Origin of the sequence: Citrobacter sp. JUb117 (assembly GCF_024809055.1) — a bacterium.
Lineage (GTDB): Bacteria > Pseudomonadota > Gammaproteobacteria > Enterobacterales > Enterobacteriaceae > Citrobacter > Citrobacter gillenii.
Genome location: NZ_JANUFB010000011.1, coordinates 47257 through 68925, shown reverse-complemented (window position 1 = coordinate 68925; position 21669 = coordinate 47257). Strand labels below are relative to the sequence as shown.

General features: G+C 52.6%; 22 protein-coding genes. 11 read left to right on the top strand and 11 right to left on the bottom strand.

From position 1 onward, the window contains the following. The first annotated feature begins 25 nt into the window (after window positions 1-25). Window positions 26-877 (top strand): HTH-type transcriptional activator RhaR, encoded by an 852-nt coding sequence (rhaR, locus tag M2374_RS20420; RefSeq protein ID WP_117343676.1) that lies wholly within the window; start codon window positions 26-28, stop codon window positions 875-877. Here the strand turns inward: rhaR and rhaT are convergent. Both rhaT and M2374_RS20410 read right to left on the bottom strand, forming a co-directional pair. Beyond that, complete coding sequence (gene rhaT / locus M2374_RS20415; RefSeq protein ID WP_117343650.1) at window positions 874-1908, bottom strand: L-rhamnose/proton symporter RhaT; 1035 nt, start codon at window positions 1906-1908, stop codon at window positions 874-876. The genes rhaR and rhaT overlap by 4 nt on opposite strands. A 202-nt stretch (window positions 1909-2110) precedes the next feature. Further along, the gene (locus tag M2374_RS20410) at window positions 2111-3532 is read right to left on the bottom strand and encodes an L-fucose/L-arabinose isomerase family protein (protein ID WP_115259795.1); all 1422 of its coding nucleotides are present in this window, start codon (window positions 3530-3532) and stop codon (window positions 2111-2113) included. A gap of 255 nt (window positions 3533-3787) precedes the next feature. On the opposite strand from M2374_RS20410, the gene sodA reads away from it, so the two are divergent. Beyond that, window positions 3788-4408: a superoxide dismutase [Mn] gene (gene sodA / locus M2374_RS20405; RefSeq protein ID WP_096758838.1), complete on the top strand. Its 621-nt coding sequence runs from the start codon at window positions 3788-3790 to the stop codon at window positions 4406-4408. A gap of 88 nt (window positions 4409-4496) precedes the next feature. On the opposite strand, the gene M2374_RS20400 is transcribed toward sodA, so the two are convergent. Then, window positions 4497-5387, bottom strand: coding sequence for a dihydrodipicolinate synthase family protein (locus M2374_RS20400; RefSeq protein ID WP_181688586.1), 891 nt, complete (start codon window positions 5385-5387; stop codon window positions 4497-4499). A gap of 152 nt (window positions 5388-5539) precedes the next feature. Between M2374_RS20400 and yiiM the strand changes: the two genes are divergently transcribed. After that, complete coding sequence (gene yiiM, locus M2374_RS20395) at window positions 5540-6214, top strand: 6-hydroxyaminopurine reductase (protein WP_096758835.1); 675 nt, start codon at window positions 5540-5542, stop codon at window positions 6212-6214. 66 nt (window positions 6215-6280) lie between these two features. On the opposite strand, the gene cpxA is transcribed toward yiiM, so the two are convergent. Together cpxA and cpxR are read right to left on the bottom strand one after the other, a co-directional pair. Continuing rightward, complete coding sequence (gene cpxA, locus M2374_RS20390) at window positions 6281-7654, bottom strand: envelope stress sensor histidine kinase CpxA (RefSeq protein ID WP_096758834.1); 1374 nt, start codon at window positions 7652-7654, stop codon at window positions 6281-6283. After that, window positions 7651-8349 (bottom strand): envelope stress response regulator transcription factor CpxR, encoded by a 699-nt coding sequence (gene cpxR, locus M2374_RS20385; RefSeq protein WP_005121756.1) that lies wholly within the window; start codon window positions 8347-8349, stop codon window positions 7651-7653. Before cpxR ends, cpxA begins: the two co-directional genes overlap by 4 nt. Window positions 8350-8499: 150 nt before the next feature. On the opposite strand from cpxR, the gene cpxP reads away from it, so the two are divergent. After that, window positions 8500-9000 (top strand): cell-envelope stress modulator CpxP, encoded by a 501-nt coding sequence (cpxP, locus tag M2374_RS20380; protein ID WP_181688585.1) that lies wholly within the window; start codon window positions 8500-8502, stop codon window positions 8998-9000. Window positions 9001-9207: 207 nt separating this feature from the next. Here the strand turns inward: cpxP and M2374_RS20375 are convergent, their stop codons facing one another. Together M2374_RS20375 and M2374_RS20370 are read right to left on the bottom strand one after the other, a co-directional pair. After that, the gene (locus tag M2374_RS20375) at window positions 9208-9567 is read right to left on the bottom strand and encodes a putative T6SS immunity periplasmic lipoprotein (RefSeq protein ID WP_117343653.1); all 360 of its coding nucleotides are present in this window, start codon (window positions 9565-9567) and stop codon (window positions 9208-9210) included. Continuing rightward, window positions 9564-10127, bottom strand: a complete 564-nt coding sequence (locus M2374_RS20370; protein ID WP_181540958.1) for a type IV secretion protein Rhs — start codon at window positions 10125-10127, stop codon at window positions 9564-9566. Before M2374_RS20370 ends, M2374_RS20375 begins: the two co-directional genes overlap by 4 nt. Window positions 10128-10434: 307 nt before the next feature. Between M2374_RS20370 and fieF the strand changes: the two genes are divergently transcribed. The 6 genes from fieF to M2374_RS20340 all read left to right on the top strand — a co-directional run bounded on the left by fieF (window position 10435) and on the right by M2374_RS20340 (window position 17489). Next, the gene (fieF, locus tag M2374_RS20365; protein ID WP_096758832.1) at window positions 10435-11337 is read left to right on the top strand and encodes a CDF family cation-efflux transporter FieF; all 903 of its coding nucleotides are present in this window, start codon (window positions 10435-10437) and stop codon (window positions 11335-11337) included. A gap of 184 nt (window positions 11338-11521) precedes the next feature. Next, window positions 11522-12484, top strand: a complete 963-nt coding sequence (pfkA, locus tag M2374_RS20360; protein WP_117343655.1) for a 6-phosphofructokinase — start codon at window positions 11522-11524, stop codon at window positions 12482-12484. 200 nt (window positions 12485-12684) lie between these two features. Continuing rightward, on the top strand, window positions 12685-13674 hold the full coding sequence (gene sbp, locus M2374_RS20355) for a sulfate/thiosulfate ABC transporter substrate-binding protein Sbp (RefSeq protein ID WP_096758830.1): 990 nt from the start codon (window positions 12685-12687) through the stop codon (window positions 13672-13674). Between the two features lie 103 nt (window positions 13675-13777). Continuing rightward, window positions 13778-14527 (top strand): CDP-diacylglycerol diphosphatase, encoded by a 750-nt coding sequence (locus M2374_RS20350; protein ID WP_137400232.1) that lies wholly within the window; start codon window positions 13778-13780, stop codon window positions 14525-14527. Window positions 14528-14599: 72 nt separating this feature from the next. Then, on the top strand, window positions 14600-15904 hold the full coding sequence (locus tag M2374_RS20345) for an SLC13 family permease (protein WP_137400231.1): 1305 nt from the start codon (window positions 14600-14602) through the stop codon (window positions 15902-15904). Between the two features lie 112 nt (window positions 15905-16016). Beyond that, window positions 16017-17489 (top strand): DASS family sodium-coupled anion symporter, encoded by a 1473-nt coding sequence (locus M2374_RS20340; protein ID WP_135912764.1) that lies wholly within the window; start codon window positions 16017-16019, stop codon window positions 17487-17489. A gap of 41 nt (window positions 17490-17530) precedes the next feature. Here the strand turns inward: M2374_RS20340 and tpiA are convergent, their stop codons facing one another. After that, a complete protein-coding gene (gene tpiA, locus M2374_RS20335; protein ID WP_096758826.1) occupies window positions 17531-18298 on the bottom strand; it encodes a triose-phosphate isomerase in 768 nt (255 codons plus the stop codon). A 108-nt stretch (window positions 18299-18406) separates the two neighbouring features. After that, on the bottom strand, window positions 18407-19006 hold the full coding sequence (locus tag M2374_RS20330) for a YiiQ family protein (protein WP_096758825.1): 600 nt from the start codon (window positions 19004-19006) through the stop codon (window positions 18407-18409). Between the two features lie 225 nt (window positions 19007-19231). Between M2374_RS20330 and M2374_RS20325 the strand changes: the two genes are divergently transcribed. Continuing rightward, on the top strand, window positions 19232-19654 hold the full coding sequence (locus M2374_RS20325; protein ID WP_096758824.1) for a DUF805 domain-containing protein: 423 nt from the start codon (window positions 19232-19234) through the stop codon (window positions 19652-19654). An 86-nt stretch (window positions 19655-19740) separates the two neighbouring features. Here M2374_RS20325 and fpr read toward each other — a convergent pair whose 3' ends face one another. Next, window positions 19741-20487, bottom strand: a complete 747-nt coding sequence (gene fpr / locus M2374_RS20320; RefSeq protein ID WP_096758823.1) for a ferredoxin--NADP(+) reductase — start codon at window positions 20485-20487, stop codon at window positions 19741-19743. Between the two features lie 95 nt (window positions 20488-20582). Further along, window positions 20583-21593 carry a class II fructose-bisphosphatase gene (gene glpX / locus M2374_RS20315; protein WP_096758822.1) on the bottom strand — a complete coding sequence of 337 codons (1011 nt, stop codon included), beginning with the start codon at window positions 21591-21593 and terminating at the stop codon, window positions 20583-20585. Between the last annotated feature and the right edge of the window lie 76 nt (window positions 21594-21669).

Sequence of the window (21669 nt, the reverse complement as noted above, 5' to 3'; positions counted from 1 at the left end):
CAAGCGTTAAGGTTGAGGTGATGTGGTGGCGAATCAGCTAGTCCTTCTGAAATCAGACTTTTTTGCGAGCGAACAGCAGGCCGTCGCCGTCGCCGATCGCTATCCGCAGGATGTGTTTGCCGAACATACTCATGAGTTTTGTGAGCTGGTGATGGTCTGGCGTGGCAATGGTCTGCATGTTCTCAACGATCGGCCGTATCGAATAACCCGTGGCGATCTGTTTTACATTCGCGCCGCAGACAAACACTCGTACACCTCTGTTAACGACCTCGTCCTGCAGAATATTATCTACTGCCCTGAGCGGTTGACGCTGAATCTGGGATGGGAAGATGTGATCCCTGGTTTTAACAACGGCACGCCGTGCCAGCCCCACTGGCGGCTGGGCAGTGCCGGTATGGCTCAGGCTCGACAGGTGATTAGCCAACTGGAACACGAAAGCCAGCAGCGCGATCCGTTATGTAATGATATGGCGGAGCTGTTGTTCGGACAGTTGGTGACGCTTCTCAAGCGCCATCGTTATGCCACGGATAGGCTCCCGGCCACCACCAGTGAGACACTGCTGGATAAGCTGATCACTGCGCTGGCCGGCAGCCATGAGCATACCTTTGAACTGGATAAATTCTGTCAACGGGAGCAGTGCAGCGAGCGCGTGCTGCGTCAGCAGTTTCGCAGCCAGACTGGAATGACCATCAACCAGTATCTTCGACAGGTGCGGGTCTGCCACGCTCAGTATTTGCTGCAACATAGCAAGTTGATGATTGGTGAGATTTCTATGCGTTGTGGCTTTGAGGACAGTAACTACTTTTCGGTGGTGTTTACGCGAGAAACCGGGATGACGCCGAGCCAGTGGCGTCATCTCAGTAATCCGCAGGACTAGCTGGCCATTCCCAGACCGACAATGTTTGCGGCAAGGATAATCACCACGCAGCCGAGGCTCAGCACGCTGACAGGGCGTTTTCCCGCATTGCTCCACTCTTTCATGATCAGGCCGACGATACCGCCGCACAGGACGTAGAAACTCATGTGCAGCATCCAGCTCATGTAGTCATACTGCGCTGGAATTTTGGCATGGCCCCAGGCGTAAAAGAAGAACTGGAGATACCACATCAGACCGGCAAGGGCCGAGAACAGGATGTTGCTGATAATAAGTGGTTTTGCTAACGAGAAGTCGGCTTTTACCGACAGGTTCTTCATTTTTGCCAGACGAATGAAGCAGAATCCCAGGTTGATCACCGCACCGCCGCCCATAATGACTACGTAGCTTGGCAGAGCGACATACAAAGGATCGATACCGAGCGCAGCGGCGGCTTCGTGCATCGGTTTAGCCGCATCCATGGCAAAGGACATCCCTGCGGAGAAAAAGCCGCACATCACCGCCAGTATTAGACCTTTTTTCAGGTTGAACTCTTCGGCTTTGATACCCATCTTGCGTTCTTTTAACTGTCCTGCTCGAGTGACTATCGCCACGCCGATCAGCGCGACCAGCACACCAAGCAGGGTCATACGCCCACCCGGCGTGCCGATGAGCACGTCAAATTTACCGGCAATGATTGGTGTCATTAAGGTGCCAACAATCAGCGTAATGCCGATAGCGATGCCGATCCCCATCGACATGCCGAGATAGCGCATGGTCAGACCATAGTTGATATTACCGATCCCCCACATTGCGCCGAATAAAAATACCGGCAGTAGTGTGGATGCGCTGAATGAACTGTAATAGGCCCAGAAGTCTGGCAGCAGGATTGCGCTGACGAGCCAGGGCAGGATCAACCATGAAACAAAACCGCCTATGGACCACATAGTCTCCCAGGACCAGTGTTGTACCTTTTTAAAAGGGGCATAAAAACAAGCGGCACTAGCGGCACCGATAAGATGCCATAATATCCCCATCGTAATTGCGTTACCCATTCTGGTTCCTTTTAAATTGTCGTTCTGGCTGGATGAAAATCACCCGTTTTGATATTCAAAAGTCTAAAGAGTGAGCAATGAATTAACCTTCAGCATGCTGCCGTAGGATGGGCAATGCTGGCAAAATTCAGGGGATGAAAAGGATGTTGATCACAAATGCTGATCCGCCCCTCTTTTTTGAGAAGGGCGATAATATTAAGGGTTAGCAGATTTTTACCGTCTGAATACCCAGTAGCCAGGCGAGTTTTTCCAGTACCTCACCATGATGACCAAGGCCAATGCTGCAATGATGGGCTGGACCGCCCATGCACCATTGTGTGGTGAAATCGCGAGCCGATAACGGGAAGCGATAGCGGCTGTTGGTATTGCCGATATCCAGGACTTCACCTGCCACTGCTTCCCCTTCGGCATACTGCAAACGCACCCCGTTTTCGGCATCTTCAATGACCGAAAGAAAGGTTACCGGGCCCGGTTTCACGGTCATCTGGATAGACACACCTTTACCCGGTTTACCATGATAAACCGGCAGCGGAACCAGACGCACCGGACCATCGGCCATCAGCGGGTGCGCCGGGCCATCATGTCCCCACAATACAACATCATCAATAAATTCAATTCCATATGGCTCAGAGAATGAACCACCCGCCCCCAGAAGCTGCTGAATTTTCATCGCCAGTACATTTTTGATTTCATATTCACCTGCCACGGGAATACCACGGTGGGTGAGTAGTGTGTTGCCAAGAATGATTGAGGTGATGATGTTCTCGTAAGCATTGCCGTTTCTACCTTCGTAGTAGTAGGCCAGTGCACCGAGTGTGTTCTGGGCAATCAGTTTATCCATGGCGCAGGCGGTGGTAAGTGCGCGATCAAGCTCTGCCGGTTCGCATGTCGGATCCAGCTGAAGCACACGGTACATTTCCTGTTGTTTGACGCTGAGATCTGTCTCGCTGACCTGCTCGCGGTATTCCGCCAGCTCACACATTTCCAGTGGCTTAAAGCGTACGCCTAATTTGGCGGACAGGTTCGTCATATTGCTGTAAACGTCCACCATGCCGTCATAATAGTGTCCGAGTACGCCGACCTGACAGTTTGCCAGCATCTGGCGGGCATTAAGGGCCTGTAACCACTGTGCCATTTGTTGCCAGACGTACTCATCGCCCTGTAACGCACCAACAATCAACTGAAAGCGGATATTCGCACGATTAAATACGTTTGCCAGTTCGGGCGCGCTGCAGGCCTGGCAGTGCGCCAGCCACTCTCCAGTACGTCCGCCCCGATCGGGAATTTGGCGGATTGCCGAATAGGGCAGACCAGGCTCCGGCTGTAGGGCCATAATAATAACTGGCTTATTGATACTCTGTACAAGGGGCAGAACCGTTGCGCTGAGTGCGTAGGTGCTAATGTAAAGACAGACTGCATCGACCGGCTGCTGTTGTAATCGCCTGATAAGATCATCGGCTTTATCGACGTTATCAATCAGGCCGCCATTAATGACGGTGGCCTGTTGCGCCGTCAGACGCTCATCAATCGTTTGCAGGTAACCCTGCAAGCGTGACTCCAGGCCAGCAAACTGGGGCCAGTATGTGTCGAGGCCGATTCCGAAAAGGGCGATGTTGACAGACATAGCAATATTTCCTTGTGAGATAATCCGCAGACTATCTCGTGCTTTGTCTCCCATGTCCTTTATGTCGCTGCCTGTTTCCTACGCAGGTTGGCAAAATTCGCCTGATTTTCCCGGTGGCGCTCACATTTTCATCTTGCAATAGCCCTGTAAAAAGTACGGCATTGATAATCATTTTCAATATCATTTAATTAACTATAATGACTCAACTGCTTACGCGGCGTTAACACTGGCCGCCCGACAATACTGGAGATGATTATGAGTTATACACTGCCATCCCTGCCGTACGCTTATGATGCCCTTGAACCGCACTTTGATAAGCAGACGATGGAAATCCACCATACCAAGCACCACCAGGCCTATGTAAACAACGCGAACGCTGCGCTGGAAAGCCTGCCTGAATTCGCTAGCCTGCCTGTTGAAGAGCTGATCACTAAACTGGATCAGCTGCCAGCGGATAAGAAAACCGTACTGCGTAACAACGCAGGCGGCCACGCTAACCACAGCCTGTTCTGGAAAGGTCTGAAAACCGGTACTACGCTGCAGGGTGACCTGAAAGCGGCTATCGAACGCGACTTTGGCTCTGTTGATAACTTCAAAGCTGAATTTGAAAAAGCAGCGGCAACCCGTTTCGGTTCTGGCTGGGCATGGCTGGTACTGAAAGGTGACAAACTGGCTGTGGTTTCTACTGCCAACCAGGATTCCCCGCTGATGGGTGAGGCTATCTCTGGCGCTTCCGGCTTCCCGATCGTGGGCCTGGACGTTTGGGAACACGCTTACTACCTGAAATTCCAGAACCGTCGCCCGGACTACATCAAAGCATTCTGGGACGTGGTTAACTGGGACGAAGCTGCCGCGCGTTTCGCGGCGAAAAAATAAGCCCCATACAACCTGATGGCGTAGAGCGGTAACGCTGTATTGCCTGATGCACTTACCCGGCCCACATCATGATGCGGGCCGGGTAATATTAACGCCCAAACACCTCATCAATTATTCGGCATTGGTCCTCGTTTAACTCCCCACCTGCATTACGCGAAACGCTGGTGCAATAGCCAAACTTACGCGACACCACGGTTTTAATGGTGGTGACAAAATCCTCGCCAATAGCGTAGATGGACATGTACGTGCCAATCTTATCCTGAATATCACGCAACGCTGCCAGGTCGCCCTGTTTAAACGCCTCGCGTGCGTGGACAAACAGCTCAGGCATCACGTTATTTAGGCCAGAAATAATCCCTGCGCCGCCTGCCAGCAGGTTGGGGATGTAATATTCGTCGTAACCGGAGAGTACGGCAAAATCTTTGCGTACAGCGCGGGTGGTCTGAATCATACTGCGGGTATGGGACTGGCAGTCCACGGTGTCTTTGATACCGGCGAAGTTCGGGAATTCCCCGGCCAGGGTAGCAACCAGCTCAGGTGTTAAATCACAACCGGTACGGGCCGGGAAGTTATAGGCAAACCATTGACCGCTGAGTTGTTGCCCTAACTGGCGGAAGTAGCTCAGCAGCTGCGTTGCCGTTTGTCCGTAATAGTAAGGTGGCAGGATCATGACGGCATCGTATCCCGCGTGATACGCTTCCTGCGCCATCAGTAGCACATCATTCTGGCAGGTGGATGAGACGTTGGCGACCATCTTCAGCGAGCTCATAGCTCGGGCTTCACGGATCAACTGCAGCCTTTCGTCGAGCGTAAAGGAGGCAAATTCCCCAATGCTTCCCATCAGCAAAATAACGTCGATCTGTGCCTCGGTAAGGCGTTTGAGATGCTGGCTCAGACCGTTGAAATCGATCTTGCCGTCATTGTCCATTGGCGTAATGGAAGGACACCAGACGCCAGCAAATTGCGATTGACCCGTCACGTTGTCGACTCCTTAATTGAAATGTTGTTTCAAAACCAACTTACATTGATAGCATGTGTCCCTACGTTTCACACCAACCGTGCTCTCATTTTGAGCGAATAGGGTAGAATAAATAGGGTGTAATGGGGAAAAGTTATCGGGAGAGGGAACAGATGCGATATCCGGTTGATGTATTTGCAGGCAAGATTCGGGATTACACGGGAAGCCGCCCCAGTGCGATTGCGAAAGTTCAGGTCGATGGCGAGCTGATGCTGACCGAATTAGGGTTGGCAGGGGATGAACAGGCAGAAACGAAAATTCACGGTGGGCCGGACCGCGCGCTGTGCCACTATCCGCGTGAACACTACCTACACTGGCGACAGGCTTTTCCTGAACAGGCAGAGTTGTTCGTTGCGCCCGCTTTTGGCGAGAACCTGTCAACGCAGGGCATGACGGAAGAGAATGTTTTTATTGGTGATATCTTCCAGTGGGGTGAGGCGCTGATTCAGGTCACACAGCCACGCTCGCCGTGTTTTAAGCTGAATTTTCATTTTGCTATTAGCGACATGGCAAGCCAGATGCAGGATGCGGGCAAGACCGGCTGGTTGTGCAGCGTTATCGCACCCGGCATGGTATCGGCGGATGCGCCGCTGGTACTGGCGTCTCGTGTGAGTGACGTTAGCGTGCAAGAGGCCATCGCCATTGCCTGGCATATGCCGTTTGATGACGACCAGTATCACCGTTTGCTGTCGGCGGCGGGGCTGTCAAAGAGCTGGACCAGAACCATGCAGAAACGCCGCTTAAGCGGCAAGATCGAAGATAATTCGCGGAGATTGTGGGGAAAATAAGGCGATTATTGAACCTGTAGGCCGGATAAGATGCGTTAGCATCGTCATCCGGCGCAACATGCACAATTACGCACGTTTATACAGCGGCAGCCAGAGCACCAGGCGCAGACCACCCAATGGGCTGTCTTCGGCCTTGACCCAGCCACGATGCTGCTGAATAGCGGTTTCAACAATTGCCAGACCCAGACCAGTACCGCCAGATTCGCGATCGCGCGCTTCATCGGTACGATAGAACGGACGGAAAATCTGTTCTCTGTCTTCGGGGCTCACGCCCGGACCATCATCGTCCACGGTGATGGTAATCCCATCTTTATCCACCGCGAAGCCCACTTCAATCCTGGTGTGTGAGTAGCGCAGGGCGTTGCGAACAATGTTCTCCAGCGCACTTTCCAGCGTATTCGGGTTACCGTACAGCGGCCACGGCCCTGGCGGGAAGTTAACTGTGAACGATTTGCCCATCTGCTCGGCTTCAAAGGCGGCGTTATCCAGCACGTCACCCCACAGGTGATTCGCCTTCACGGTTTCACTGACCAGCGCGTTTTTCTGCTGATTGCGCGACATGACCAGCAGATCGTTGATCATGCTGTCCAGTCGATGCGCTTCCATTTCAATACGCTCCAGCTCTTTGCTCTCGCCGCTACGACGGCGCAGCAGCGCGGTCCCCAGTTGCAGACGCGTTAACGGCGTTCTCAACTCGTGAGAGATGTCCGACAGCAGGCGTTGCTGTGAGGTCATCATGCGTTCCAGCGCCGTCACCATCTGGTTAAAGCTGGCACCTGCCGCCAGGAATTCTTGCGGACCGGCTTCCAGTTCAGGATGCTGACGCAGGTTACCCTGTGCCACTTCATCCGCCGCATTTTTCAGCTTACGTGCCGGTTTTGCCAGACTCCAGGCCAGCCAAAGCAGCAACGGAGAGCTGACTAACATGGTTACGATCAGCAGTAACAGCGGTCGGTCAAACAGCAGGTTGATGAAGTCAGATTGTGAACTGCTGGCAGGCCGAATGAGGTACAGCTGGTAGTTATCTTCGCCATCTCTGACGGAGAAAGGCCCAACCATTTCAACACGACCGTATTTTTTCTTTTGCGGATGATCGGCGTTATCGGCCTGACCAATAAAGTTACGAATGATCTGCATTTCGTTGCGTTCTGCGCCGATCACGCGTCCTTCCGTCGTAACAAGTAATAACCGCTGTCCCGGCGGCGCCCACTTGTCTATCGCACGAAACAAGCGACGCCACCACATCAAATCGTTGGGCGGATCGTTCGCCAGTTCAGCTTCAACGTGCTGCTCAATCATCAACCCCTGGCGCTGTTCGCTATCCAGTAGCTCGGTCATCTGGCGTGAGTCGAGCTTGGGTAACATCAGCACCAGCATCAGCACCAGTGCCAGCGTTAACCAGAAGATGGCAAAGATGCGTGCGGTTAAACTTCCTATCATGAAGCGGAGACCATCAGATAGCCGCGACCGCGCAGGGTTTTAAACCACGGGTGCCCGTCTTTACGCTCCGGCAGCTTACGACGCAGGTTCGAGATATGCATGTCGATAGCACGATCGAACGGTGTCAGGCGTTTGCCCAGCACTTCCTGGCTTAAATGCTCACGAGAAACCACCTGGCCGAGATGCTGCGCCAGCAAATACAGCAGGGTGAATTCGGTACCGGTTAACTCCAGGGTTTGCCCGTCAAAGCTGGCTTCCTGGCGACCTGGATTGAGGCTTAACGCATCCACCTCCAGCGTCGGCGAGCCGTTATCGCTGTTCTGCTGCTGTTCGCTCCAGTGGGAGCGGCGCAGAATGGCGCGGATACGCGCGACCAGTTCGCGGTCGTTAAACGGTTTGGGTAAATAATCGTCCGCGCCCAGCTCAAGGCCGAGTACGCGATCCAGTTCGCTGCCGCGGGCGGTCAGCATGATTACGGGGGTCTGGTGTGTCTGGCGAAGTGCTTTCAGTGTATCAATGCCGTTTTTCTTCGGCATCATGACGTCGAGCAAAAGTAAATCGATGCTGTCATCCAGAAGCTCCAGTGCCTGCTCCCCATCATGGGCAACCAGCACATCGAAACCTTCCATTTCGAGCAGCTCCTTTAACAGGGATGTCAGCTCTCGGTCATCATCAACTAGCAGTATTTTATTCATTTTTTACGTACCTCCGAGGCAGAAATTACGACATCAGGCGGCGCTAATCTATGACTTTACGTTGTTTTACACCCCCTGACGCATGTTTGCAGCCCGAATCGTAAACTGTCTCTCGTTGAATCGCGACAGAAAAGATTTTGGGAGCAAGTGATGGGCAAAGTTACCGCTGCCGTCATGGCCTCAACGCTGGCACTCAGTACGTTTAGCCATGCAGCTGAAGTCGTCACAGGCGATCACTGGCACCTGGGTGAAAGCTCTTCGCAACGTAATGCGCAGAGCCACATGTTTGACGGTATCAGTTTAACCGAACATCAACGTCAACAGATGCGAGATTTAATGCAGCAGGCCAGACATGAGCAGCCTCCTGTTAATGTTAGCGAAATGGAGACAATGCATCGTCTTGTCACCGCAGACAATTTTGATGAAAGCGCTGTGCGCGCTCAGGCAGAAAAGATGGCACAACAGCAGGTTGCCCGCCAGGTTGAAATCGCCAAGGTCCGCAACCAGATGTATCGCCTGTTAACGCCCGAGCAGCAAGCGGTTTTAAATGAGAAACATGAACAACGAATGGAGCAGCTGCGCGATGTCGCGCAATGGCAAAAAAGCTCATCGTTGAATTTATTGAGTAGTAGCAACTCACGTTCCCAGTAGTAACCCTGTTTTCCTTGCCATAGACACCATCCCTGTCTTCCCCCACATGATGTGGGGGTTTTTTTTGCCCAAAATTCCAGTGAACTGCCAAAGATAAACAGCGACTTGCAGAAGGTATTTAGCGCTTATAAAAGCTTTTGTTATGTGTGGCTGACCTCAATGTAACTCACAGCCTTTATGTAGAGCCGTGTGATCTGACAATAGTGCTCAGCTTTTTCCTAAATCCAACACAGTACCATCATGGGTAATGATAAATGTGTAGTAGTGATTTTTTCCATTTAAGGTATAGCTTGCACCATACACCACCCCTTTTTCTAAATTAACCGTGAAGCAGGTACTTGGGTAGGTGAGATGTTTAAAATCGCCGACTAATAATTTTTTACCTTCTCTACCATTAGTTGACAGAATATAGCGGTTTAACACATCGTTTTTATCTATGGTAAAGCAAACACGATTGCCATCTACGTAGATCGCCCGTCGTTCACCGGACTCTGCACCCTCTCTGCCTTTCCCCGGGCACCCGGCCAGAAATAAAAGTAAAGGGAGAAAAAAGAGCGATTTCTTCATATCGGAAAGCTCCCGAGTACCTTTTCATATTTCTGCATTAATTCCAGCGCCGGTTCTTCTGGGTCATAATCGCGGTAAACATAGAGATCGCTATGCCCATCAAACCCATAGTGCTTTAACAACCAGTAATCGCTGACTAAGGATGCTTGCTGCTCCAGTCCGTAATCAAGTAGATTTTTTTCATTTAGACTGTATGTATAATCAGCAGCCCATGAGAACGCCCCGCGTGTTCGTACCCACATTCCATATTGGTGCTGCCAAACATGCATCATTTCATGCAAAAAAAGATGCTGGGCATTTGGTGTTGGCTGTTTTGTTGGCATCGAGAAATCATCTTCGTATTTTATGGTTCTAAACCACATTTCGCCGTCAGGCGTCATCGCCTGACCTGGGTTTTGAGTATCAAAAGGAAGGTAACTTTCCAGATGAATCCAAACTTGATGGTAAAGAATGCTGAAGTCAAAGAGCGAGTTTGCAAGATTTATCTCGCCAAGCCTTAACCTACGCAGTCCCCCTTCTTGGATCGGTTTCCAGTCAATAGAATTAGGGTAATACACTATCTTAATCCCTCAAGATATGTTGATTGAGTATTTATCTTACACCTAAAGTAAAGGAGTAATGGAAAAGTTGTTGAGAGGTCCTAAAAATTCAGAATAAAACGTATTCAGATGACGTATTGCCATACTGGTCCGGCTATAAGAGGGGGCGTAATTTTTTATTTTAATGTGCTATGTTTGCTGCAACATTCCATCCCCGCTTTTCCACACATTGCGTATGGTTTTTTTTGCCCGAAATTTGACACTTTCTTATTGTCTGACTGTTTTAGTTCATCCGTTATACTAGCGGCATATCCTGATGGGAGTGCTTATGAATCAAACTTATGGGCGGCTGGTGAGCCGGGCGGCTATCGCGGCGACCGTGATGGCTTCGCTGTTACTTTTGATCAAAATTTTTGCGTGGTGGTACACCGGGTCGGTGAGTATTCTGGCTGCACTGGTGGACTCTTTGGTCGATATTGCCGCGTCGTTAACCAATTTGCTGGTGGTGCGCTATTCCTTACAGCCAGCCGATGATGAACACACGTTCGGGCACGGGAAAGCAGAATCGCTGGCGGCGCTGGCGCAAAGTATGTTTATTTCTGGCTCGGCGCTATTTTTATTCTTGACTGGTATTCAGCATCTTGTTCAACCGACGCCGATGAAAGATCCGGGCGTTGGGGTAATCGTCACCGTCATTGCGTTAATTTGTACTATCATACTGGTCACGTTTCAGCGTTGGGTCGTTAAGCGTACGCAAAGTCAGGCCGTTCGGGCAGATATGCTTCATTATCAGTCTGATGTTATGATGAACGGCGCTATTCTCGTCGCGCTTGGTCTGGCCTGGTACGGTTGGCATCGTGCGGATGCCTTGTTTGCGCTCGGGATTGGCATCTATATTCTATATAGCGCATTGCGTATGGGCTACGAGGCGGTGCAATCCTTGCTGGATCGCGCCTTGCCCGATGAAGAACGTCAGGAAATTATTGATATAGTGACGTCATGGCCAGGAGTCAGCGGCGCTCACGATCTTCGCACGCGGCAGTCAGGGCCGACCCGCTTTATTCAGATTCATTTGGAAATGGAAGATAATCTGCCGCTCGTTCAGGCGCATTTAGTGGCTGAACAGGTTGAGCAGGCGATTTTGCGGCGTTTCCCGGGATCGGATGTGATTATTCATCAGGATCCCTGTTCAGTCGTACCCAAGGAAGGCAAGATGTTTGAGCTTTCATAATTCGTTGTAAAAAAGTGAGCAGGGCCAGCATTTTGTGTATAAATTACCACCGTTTGGCCTGACCTGAATCAATTCAGCAGGAAGTGATTGTTATACTATCTGCATATTCGTTGGATCGTTTCGATATGCGGAATCGACTTCCGGCAGCAGATTTCATTTTGCATTCCAAAGTTCAGAGGTAGTCATGATTAAGAAAATCGGTGTGTTGACAAGCGGCGGTGATGCGCCGGGCATGAACGCAGCAATCCGTGGTGTTGTACGTGCAGCGTTGACGGAAGGACTGGAAGTCATGGGGATCCATGATGGCTACCTGGGTTTGTATGAAGACCGTATGGTTCAGCTCGACCGTTATAGCGTGTCCGACATGATCAACCGTGGCGGTACTTTCCTCGGTTCTGCTCGCTTCCCGGAATTCCGCGACGAAAACGTGCGCGCTGTGGCTATCGAAAACCTGAAGAAGCGTGGGATTGACGCCCTGGTTGTTATCGGTGGTGACGGTTCCTACTTGGGTGCAAAACGTCTGACTGAAATGGGTTTCCCGTGCATTGGCCTGCCGGGTACTATCGACAACGATATTAAAGGCACCGACTACACTATCGGCTACTTCACCGCACTGGGTACCGTGGTAGAAGCGATTGACCGTCTGCGTGACACCTCTTCTTCTCACCAACGTATCTCCATCGTTGAAGTGATGGGACGCTACTGTGGTGACCTGACTCTGGCGGCAGCAATTGCCGGTGGCTGCGAATTCGTCGTCGTTCCGGAAGTTGAATTCAGCCGTGACGATCTGGTCGCTGAAATCAAAGCTGGCATCGCCAAAGGTAAGAAACACGCGATTGTGGCGATCACCGAGCACATGTGTGACGTTGATGAACTGGCGCATTACATCGAGAAAGAAACCGGACGCGAAACGCGCTCAACCGTACTGGGTCACATCCAGCGTGGTGGTTCCCCGGTGCCTTACGACCGTATTCTGGCATCCCGTATGGGGGCGTATGCCATTGATCTGCTGCTTGAAGGTCATGGCGGTCGCTGCGTCGGTATTCAGAACGAACAGTTGGTTCACCACGACATCATCGACGCTATCGAGAATATGAAGCGTCCGTTCAAAGGTGACTGGCTGGACTGCGCGAAAAAACTGTACTGATTGCAATTGCCGGATGGCGGCTTGCGCCTTATCCGGCCTACATGATGCAAATTGTAGGCCTGATAAGCGTAGCGCCATCAGGCAAACACCCGACTCCATATATTCCCCCACGTTATAGCAAATCTTTTTTTATTCTTTAAAGTTTGGATCGCTTTCTGGCACGCTCTGCTCATCACAACATTAAATAAGAGAGCTGGGCGATGAACAAATGGGGCGTAGGGTTAACATTATTGCTGGCATCGACCAGCGTTCTGGCAAAGGATATTCAGTTACTTAACGTATCGTACGATCCAACGCGTGAGCTGTACGAACAGTACAACAAAGCCTTCGCGGCGCACTGGAAACAGGAAACGGGCGATAACGTGGTGATCCGTCAGTCACATGGTGGATCCGGTAAACAGGCAACCTCAGTCATCAACGGTATCGAAGCCGATGTGGTTACCCTGGCGTTGGCCTATGACGTGGACGCCATTGCTGAGCGTGGCCGTATCGATAAAAACTGGATTAAACGCCTGCCGGACAACTCTGCACCTTACACCTCCACCATCGTCTTCCTGGTGCGCAAAGGCAATCCAAAGCAGATTCATGACTGGAACGATCTGGTTAAACCGGGTGTGTCAGTCATTACGCCAAACCCGAAAAGCTCCGGCGGGGCACGCTGGAACTATCTGGCGGCATGGGGTTATGCCCTGCACCACAATAACAACGATCAGGCCAAAGCTCAGGACTTCGTCAAAGCTCTGTTTAAAAACGTGGAAGTGCTGGATTCCGGCGCGCGCGGCTCTACCAATACCTTTGTTGAACGCGGAATTGGCGATGTGCTGATCGCATGGGAAAACGAAGCGCTGCTGGCGACGAACGAACTGGGTAAAGACAAGTTTGAGATCGTCACGCCAAGCGAATCCATTCTCGCAGAACCGACCGTGTCTATTGTCGACAAAGTGGTAGAAAAGAAAGACAGCAAAGTGGTGGCCGAAGCCTACCTGAAGTATCTCTATTCTCCGCAAGGTCAGGAAATTGCGGCGAAAAACTATTACCGCCCGCGTGATGCTGACGTGGCGAAGAAATACGAAAATGCCTTTCCGAAGCTGAAGTTGTTCACCATCGACGACGAGTTTGGTGGCTGGACCAAAGCGCAGAAAGAGCACTTCTCTAACGGCGGTACGTTTGACCAAATCAGTAAACGCTAACGCAGATGTGTTTGCAGGCCCGGTGGCATAACGCGACCGGGCTTTTTTATTTGTCATCATTTTACGTTACGCTTACCCTTCAATGGGATACAGGAAACGCGTAATGAAAAAAGCAGGCTATTTTTTACTGGTGGTGATGATTATCGCTGCCGCTGCGGGCATAGGTTACTGGAAACTCAACGGTAACCCGGATGCATTACGCCAGATTGTTCTTGAGCAATGCCTGCCGAACCAGCTGCAACGGCATAACCCTGCGCCGTGTGCGGAGGTGAAACCGGATGCCGGGTATGTGGTGTTCAAAGACCGTAACGGCCCTCTGCAATACTTATTGATGCCCACTTACCGCATTAACGGCACGGAAAGCCCGCTGCTGTTGCAATCAGGCACGCCGAATTTTTTCTGGCTCGCCTGGCAAGCGCGCGGTTTTATGAGCCAAAAATACGGTCAGGAAATTCCTGATAAAGCGGTATCACTCACGATCAACTCGCCGTCTGGCCGCACGCAAAACCATTTCCACATTCATATCTCTTGCCTGCGTCCTGACGTTAGAACGCAACTGGATGACAATATGGCGAAAATCAGCACCCGCTGGCTGCCTTTGCCGGGGGGATTACGTGGGCACGAGTATCTGGCGCGCCGCGTGACGGAAAACGAACTGGCACAGCGCAGCCCGTTTATGATGCTGGCGGAAGAGGTGCCGGATGCGCGTGATCATATGGGGCGCTATGCGCTGGCGATGGTGCGTCAGAGTGATGAGTCCTTTGTCCTGCTGGCGACCCAGCGCGATCTGCTGTCGCTGAATCTCGCCTCCGCCGAGGAAATTCAGGATCATCAGTGCCAGATCCTGCGGTAACCCACCTAATCTGGCGTTTACTCTCTGTGCCTGTCCCCGTATTCTTGTTGAAAAAAACAACAGGAGACAGGCATGTCGCTCTGGCTTACGCACCCTCTGTTTATCCCTTCACTGGTGGTTGGCATCACCATTCTGCTCTGGGCTACGTCGCTGTTACCGGAGTTCATTACGGCGCTGATATTCTTCTCTGTCGCAATGGTGGCGAAAATCGCCCCACCGGAGGTGATTTTTGGCGGCTTTGCTTCGTCGGCGTTCTGGCTGGTTTTCAGCGGTTTCGTGTTGGGCATCGCGATACGTAAAACGGGACTGGCGGACAGGGCGGCGCGGGCGTTGTCGTCCCGGCTGACCGATTCCTGGCCGTTAATGGTCGCAAGCGTAGTGCTGCTGAGCTATGCGCTGGCGTTTGTGATGCCGTCCAATATGGGGCGTATTGCGCTGCTGATGCCGATTGTCGCGGCGATGGCGAAACGCGCTGGCATTGTCGACGGTACCCGCGCCTGGTACGGTCTGGCGTTAGCCGTGGGTTTTGGGACGTTCCAGCTTTCCGCCACCATCCTACCTGCCAACGTACCGAATCTGGTGATGAGTGGCGCAACGGAAGGTTCTTACGGTATCCATCTGAATTATCTACCCTATTTAATGCTACATACGCCGGTCCTCGGCTGGCTAAAAGGCGCGCTGCTGGTTGGACTGATCTGCTGGCTGTTCCCCGGCAAGCCCCATGCCCCTATGGATGTGACGCCACCTGCGCCGATGAGTCGCGATGAAAAACGGCTGGCCTGGATGTTAGCGGTGGTGTTGCTGATGTGGGTCAGCGAAAGCTGGCACGGTATTGGTCCGGCCTGGACTGGGCTGGCGGCGGCAATCATTACGCTGTTGCCACGGGTAGGCTTTATTAACGGGGACGAGTTTTCCAGCGGGGTGAACATCCGCACCTGTATTTACGTGGCGGGGATCCTGGGGCTGGCGATCACCGTGACGCAAACCGGCATCGGTAGCGCGGTGGGGGAGGCGTTGCTACACGTGATGCCGCTGGACGCGGATAAACCCTTTACCAGCTTTCTGGCGTTAACCGGTATTACCACGGCGCTCAATTTTATTATGACCGCCAACGGCGTTCCGGCGCTGTATACCACGCTGGCACAGAGCTTTGCCGATGCGACCGGGTTTCCGCTGCTGTCGGTGATTATGATTCAGGTGCTGGGCTATTCCACTCCGTTGCTGCCGTATCAGGCATCGCCAATTGTGGTGGCGATGGCGCTAGGCAAAGTGCCTGCACGGGCAGGAATGCTGCTGTGCATTACGCTGGCTATGGCAACGTACCTGGTTCTGCTGCCGCTGGATTATCTGTGGTTTAGCGTACTGGGGAAGCTATAACGTCTTGTAATCGTAAAAATTTATGTATTGAGAAGGTGAATCGCATTCTGCATGTCGATACCGGGTAATATCGATGTGCATACTTGCGTGCTGGAAACTCAAGGATTGTCTCATGGACAGATTGACCCCTATACGCTGTTGGCCTGCCATTATCTCGATCGTGATTACCCTGACTATCTGGTTTGTTATCCCTTGCCCTCCTGACGTTACCCCCGAAGCGTGGCATCTGCTGGCGTTGTTTATTGGCACTATCGCGGCCATCATTGGCAAAGCCATGCCTATTGGCGCTATCGCGATTGTAGCGATTATGCTGGTGGCAATGACCGGCGTCACTCACCCTGGTAAACCGACTGCGGCGCTGAGTGATGCGCTGAGCGGTTTCTCTAACCAACTGATCTGGTTGATCGGTATCTCCATCATGCTGTCGCAAAGCCTGTTGAAAACGGGGCTGGGCGCGCGCATTGGCTATGGATTTATTGCCCTGTTTGGCAAACGGACGCTGGGTATTGCCTGGGCGTTAACCCTGGCGGAAACGCTGATAGCCCCTGTAACCCCAAGCAATACCGCGCGCGGTGGTGGGATTATTCACCCGGTCATGCGGGCGATTGCCGAAAGCCTCGGGTCTCAGCCAGGAGATAAGGAAAACGGTTCTACCGGCCGCTATCTGGCGCTGGTGAACTACAACATTAACCCGATCACCTCGGCGATGTTTATTACTGCGACCGCGCCTAACCCATTGATTGTCAGCTTTTTGACCAAAGGGACGGATGGGGTACTGAATATGACCTGGGGAATGTGGGCCATCGCTGCGCTTCTGCCTGCGGTCATCTCACTGATCGTGATGCCCATTATTATCTGGTGGCTCTACCCGCCGGCCATTACCCGCACGCCGAACGCACCGCAGTTCGCCCGGCAAAAGCTCGATGCGCTTGGCCCGCTTGCGCTGGCAGAGAAAATCACCCTCGCGGTTTTCGTTTTGCTGCTCTGCCTGTGGGCGGGTGTTCCTGCGATGATCATGGGCAGTGCCTGGACCGTCAACCCCACCAGCGCGGCGTTAATCGGCTTATCAATTTTGTTAGTGACCGGGGTACTCAGCTGGGATGATATTCTCAAATGCCGTGGGGCATGGGATACGATAGTCTGGTTTGCTGCGCTGGTAATGATGGCGGACTTCCTGAGCAAACTGGGCCTGGTCGGCTGGCTGGCGACCAGCGTCGGAAGTGCCATCGATCATCTCGGCGTTCACTGGAGTATCGCCACACTGCTGCTGGTTCTGCTTTACGTCTATTCGCACTACTTTTTTGCCAGCACTACCGCGCATATTACGGCGATGTTCGCGGCGTTCTTCGCGGCGGGATTAGGTCTCGGTGCGCCTCCGGCGCTGCTTGGCCTGATGCTGGGATTCTCATCCTCGTTGATGATGTCGCTCACGCACTACGGCACAGGTACTGCGCCCATCATTTTTGGCTCGGGTTACGTTACGCTGGCTGAGTGGTGGAAAACAGGGCTGGTGATGAGTGTGGCCAACCTGACTATCTGGGGGGTAACGGGTGCCTTCTGGTGGCACTGGCTGGGATATTGGTAACGCGGAGATGACAAGGGGGGCAATGCCCCCCTTACAACAACTTAAGCCTGTTTAGCGGCTTCAGCTGCCTTAACGATCACGGCGAAGGCGTCGGCTTTCAGAGAAGCACCACCCACCAGCGCGCCGTCGATGTCCGGCTGCGCGAACAATTCTGCCGCGTTAGCTGCGTTTACGGAACCGCCGTACTGGATGATAACTTGTTCAGCGATTTTTGCGTCAGCTTTAGCAATATGGTCACGGATGAATTTGTGAACAGCCTGAGCCTGTGCCGGAGTTGCAGATTTGCCGGTACCGATAGCCCATACAGGTTCGTAAGCGATAACCACGCCTTCGAATGCTTCTGCGCCCTGAGTCTTCAGTACTGCGTCGATCTGACGTGCGCACACTTCTTCAGTTTTGCCCGCTTCGTTTTCTGCTTCGGTTTCACCGATGCACAGAACCGGCGTTAGACCCTGCTCTTTCAGCACGGCGAATTTTTTAGCGATCAGTTCGTCAGACTCTTTGTGGTAAGTACGACGCTCAGAGTGACCGATAATGATGTATTTCGCGCCGATATCTTTCAGCATTTCAGCGCTGGTTTCACCGGTGAATGCGCCAGACAGGTTCAGGTCAACGTTCTGCGCGCCCAGGATGATGTGGCTACCGGCAGCGGCGTGGTTCGCCAGGTCGATATACATTTCCGGTGGAGCGATTGCTACTGCACAGCCAGCAACGCCAGCCAGTTCTTTACGCAGGTTAGCAACCAGTTCGTTTACCATGTGGCGGCTGCCGTTCAGTTTCCAGTTACCCATCACTAAAGGATGTCGCATTTCATTTCTCCACGCTTGTCAGCGAATTAAGGAAGATGGCCGCCCGTCAGGGCAGCATGGTCTGTGAAACAGTATAGAGATTGATCATCATGAAGGCTTTGCTTTTTGTCATTTATTCGACCCTTCGAGATTTTCAGATAGCGCCAGCTTAATCGGTTCAACAGCGAAGGTCAGCCCTTTTTCGCCGTTATCTGCCACGACATAGCGAATTGCACCCTCGGTTTCTGCGTAGTAATGCTTACTTTTGCCTGCGGTGAGCAATTTTTGCAGTTTTTTCTGACTTTGTTCTTTGGTCAATAAGGGGGCTACGGTACGGATGACGGCACTCATGTACTCCAGCGCTTTGGCTTTGGCGGCCTTTTGTTCCGGCCCCTGGATCGGCAGCCAGGTTATCTGCATGCTTTTAATTTTCAATGTCCCGCGCTCAAGGGCTGATGACGCATACAGGTTTTCATTGATTTTACTGGCTGCTCGGGTGAGATTTGCCTTATCGCGGCTGCTGTCGATGGCGCGGAATTCATTTAATGCAAGCTTCGGATTCTGCGTATTAAAGTTTTCACGAAATTGGCTGATCGACAGATCAAACGTCGGCGCACCCGCCAGCAGATAGGGGGCAGTGGTTGCCGTCGAGGGCGCTTCCGCCCGAGCCACAGGGCTTGCGGACAGGGCTGAAAACAATAATAAAAACAGAGTAAATCCTTGCTTCATCAATCGTACCTTTCATTATGACTGACCACGATTAAAACGATATACTCGTCGTCTTTCAAGTGGCAGGTGCGTTAGCTGCGTTCATTCACCCGAATCACTTACTTGAGTAAGCTCATCGGGACTCATTCACTTGCCGCCTTCCCACCACTCGAAATCCATAGAGCAAAACCGTCGGGCTTGTCAAAAGGGTAAGCTGTTCTTGAAGGTAATAATAAAGGAACTTACATGACCATACAGCAGTGGTTATTCTCAATTAAAGGGCGTATTGGACGCCGTGATTTCTGGATTTGGGTCGGCCTCTGGATTGTCGGTATGCTGGTTCTGTTCTCGCTGGCGAGTAAAAAACTTCTCGATATTCAGACAGCGGCTTTTTGCCTGGTGTGCTTGTTATGGCCGACAGCGGCGGTGACGGTAAAACGCCTGCATGACCGGGGACGCTCTGGCGCATGGGCGCTATTGATGATTCTGGCGTGGATGCTGCTGGCAGGAAATTGGACGATGTTACCCAGCGTCTTGCCGTGGGTCGTCGGACGCTTTGTCCCCACGTTGATTCTGGTCGGCATGCTGATTGACCTGGGCGCGTTTGTTGGCACCCAGGGCGAGAATAAGTTTGGTAAGGATACGCAGGACGTGAAGTACAAAGCGTGAATACAATGCCAGATGGCGAAAGTGTCACCCGTAGGCCGGATAAGGCGAAGCCACCATCCGGCAAAAGTGACTTCAGGCAAACACCCTTACCAGTAATGCTCAGCGGTCATATGGCCCGGTCGGCGACGCAGGTGTTTGGTCATCTGCCGGGTATCTTTCAGCAACTGCTGGGTATCGCGTACCATCTGTGGGTTCCCACAGAGCATCACATGGCTGGTGGCGGTATCCATCGGCAGACCGACTGCTTTTTCCAGCTCACCGCTTTCAATCAGTGCGGGAACGCGGCCAGTAAGCGAACCTGCAGCTGTTTCACGGCTGACGACGGTCTGAATACGTAATTTCCCTTCGTAACGCTTTTCCAGCGCCTGCATCAGCGGCAGGTAGCTTAAATCGGCGGCATAACGGGCAGCATGGACCAGCACCAGATTTTTAAAGCGATCGACATCTTTGCCCAGTTGCAGAATGGATAAGTACGGGCCGATCGCCGTGCCGGTTGCCAGCATCCACAGCGTATCGCAATCGGGGACTTCATCCAGCACAAAGAACCCCGCGGCTTCACTGACCACCTGTACGTCATCGCCAGGTTTTAGCGCGGCCAGACGTGGACTCAGCTTTCCGTCGGGCACTGTCACCAGATAAAACTCTAAATCGGGGTTGTCTGGTGCATTCACGTAGGAATAGGCGCGCTGGACGCGTTCGCCGTCGATCTCCAGACCAAGCTTGGTGAACTGACCCGCAGTGAAGGGGAGAACCGGCGCGCGCACGGTCAAACTAAACAGGGCGTCGGTCCAGTTCTGTACCTTAGTGACTTTGCCTGTTACCCAATCTGCCATGGTGTCCTCCTGTCTGCTTTGATTGCCTTATCTTCGTTCGTTGCACGAAAGATTTCCAGCCCCGAAGGACTGGAAGGCTCAATCAAACAAATTTGTTACAGGATATGCGCCTGCACATCAGGATCTTTGCGATCAAGGTAGTGGATGGATTGAATACGACGGATCGTGCGCGACTTGCCGCGGATCAGCAGCGTTTCGGTGGTGGCGATATTGCCTTTACGGCTGATTCCATCCAACAGATCACCTTTGGTGATCCCGGTGGCGGAGAAGATAACGTTATCGCTACGTGCCATTTCGTCCAGACGCAGCGCTTTACCGGCTTCAATGCCCATCGCCTGGCAGCGGGCCAGTTCCTGTTCGCCGATACGGCGGTTTTCTTCGCTGTCGCCTTTGACGTCATGACGTGCCAGCAAACGACCCTGCATGTCGCCGTCCAGCGCGCGGATGACGGCGGCAGAAACGACACCTTCCGGTGCGCCGCCAATGCCGTACAGCACGTCAACTTCGCTGTCTGGCATACAGGTCAGAATGGAGGCTGCGACGTCGCCATCGGGAATGGCGAACACGCGAACGCCAAGCTTCGCCATCTCTGCGATCACCTCATCGTGGCGAGGTTTGGCCAGAATCGTCACGGTCAGATCGCCGAGCGGCTTGTTGAGTGCGGCGGCGACATTACGTAGGTTTGTTTCCAGCGGCAGGTTCAGGTCGATAGCCCCTTTGGCGCCAGGGCCGACAATCAACTTCTCCATGTACATATCTGGCGCGTTGAGGAAACAGCCTTTGTCACCAACTGCGAGGACCGCCAGCGCATTCGCCTGGCCCATTGCCGTCATGCGCGTACCTTCGATAGGGTCGACCGCAATGTCTACGGCATCGCCGTGACCGGTACCGACTTTCTCACCGATAAACAGCATCGGCGCTTCATCAATTTCACCTTCGCCAATCACGATGGTGCCGTCAATATTGACCTGGTTGAGCATAATACGCATGGCGTGCACCGCTGCGCCGTCGGCGGTATTTTTATCGCCGCGTCCCAGCCATTTATAGCCAGCCAGCGCTGCCGCTTCGGTTACGCGTGAAAATTCAATGGCAAGTTCTCGTCTCATTGCAAACTCGTAGCAGAAAGGAATGGCGCGAAGTGTAGCACAGGGGAGAGGGCGGGATTATTGATGTGTGTGCGGG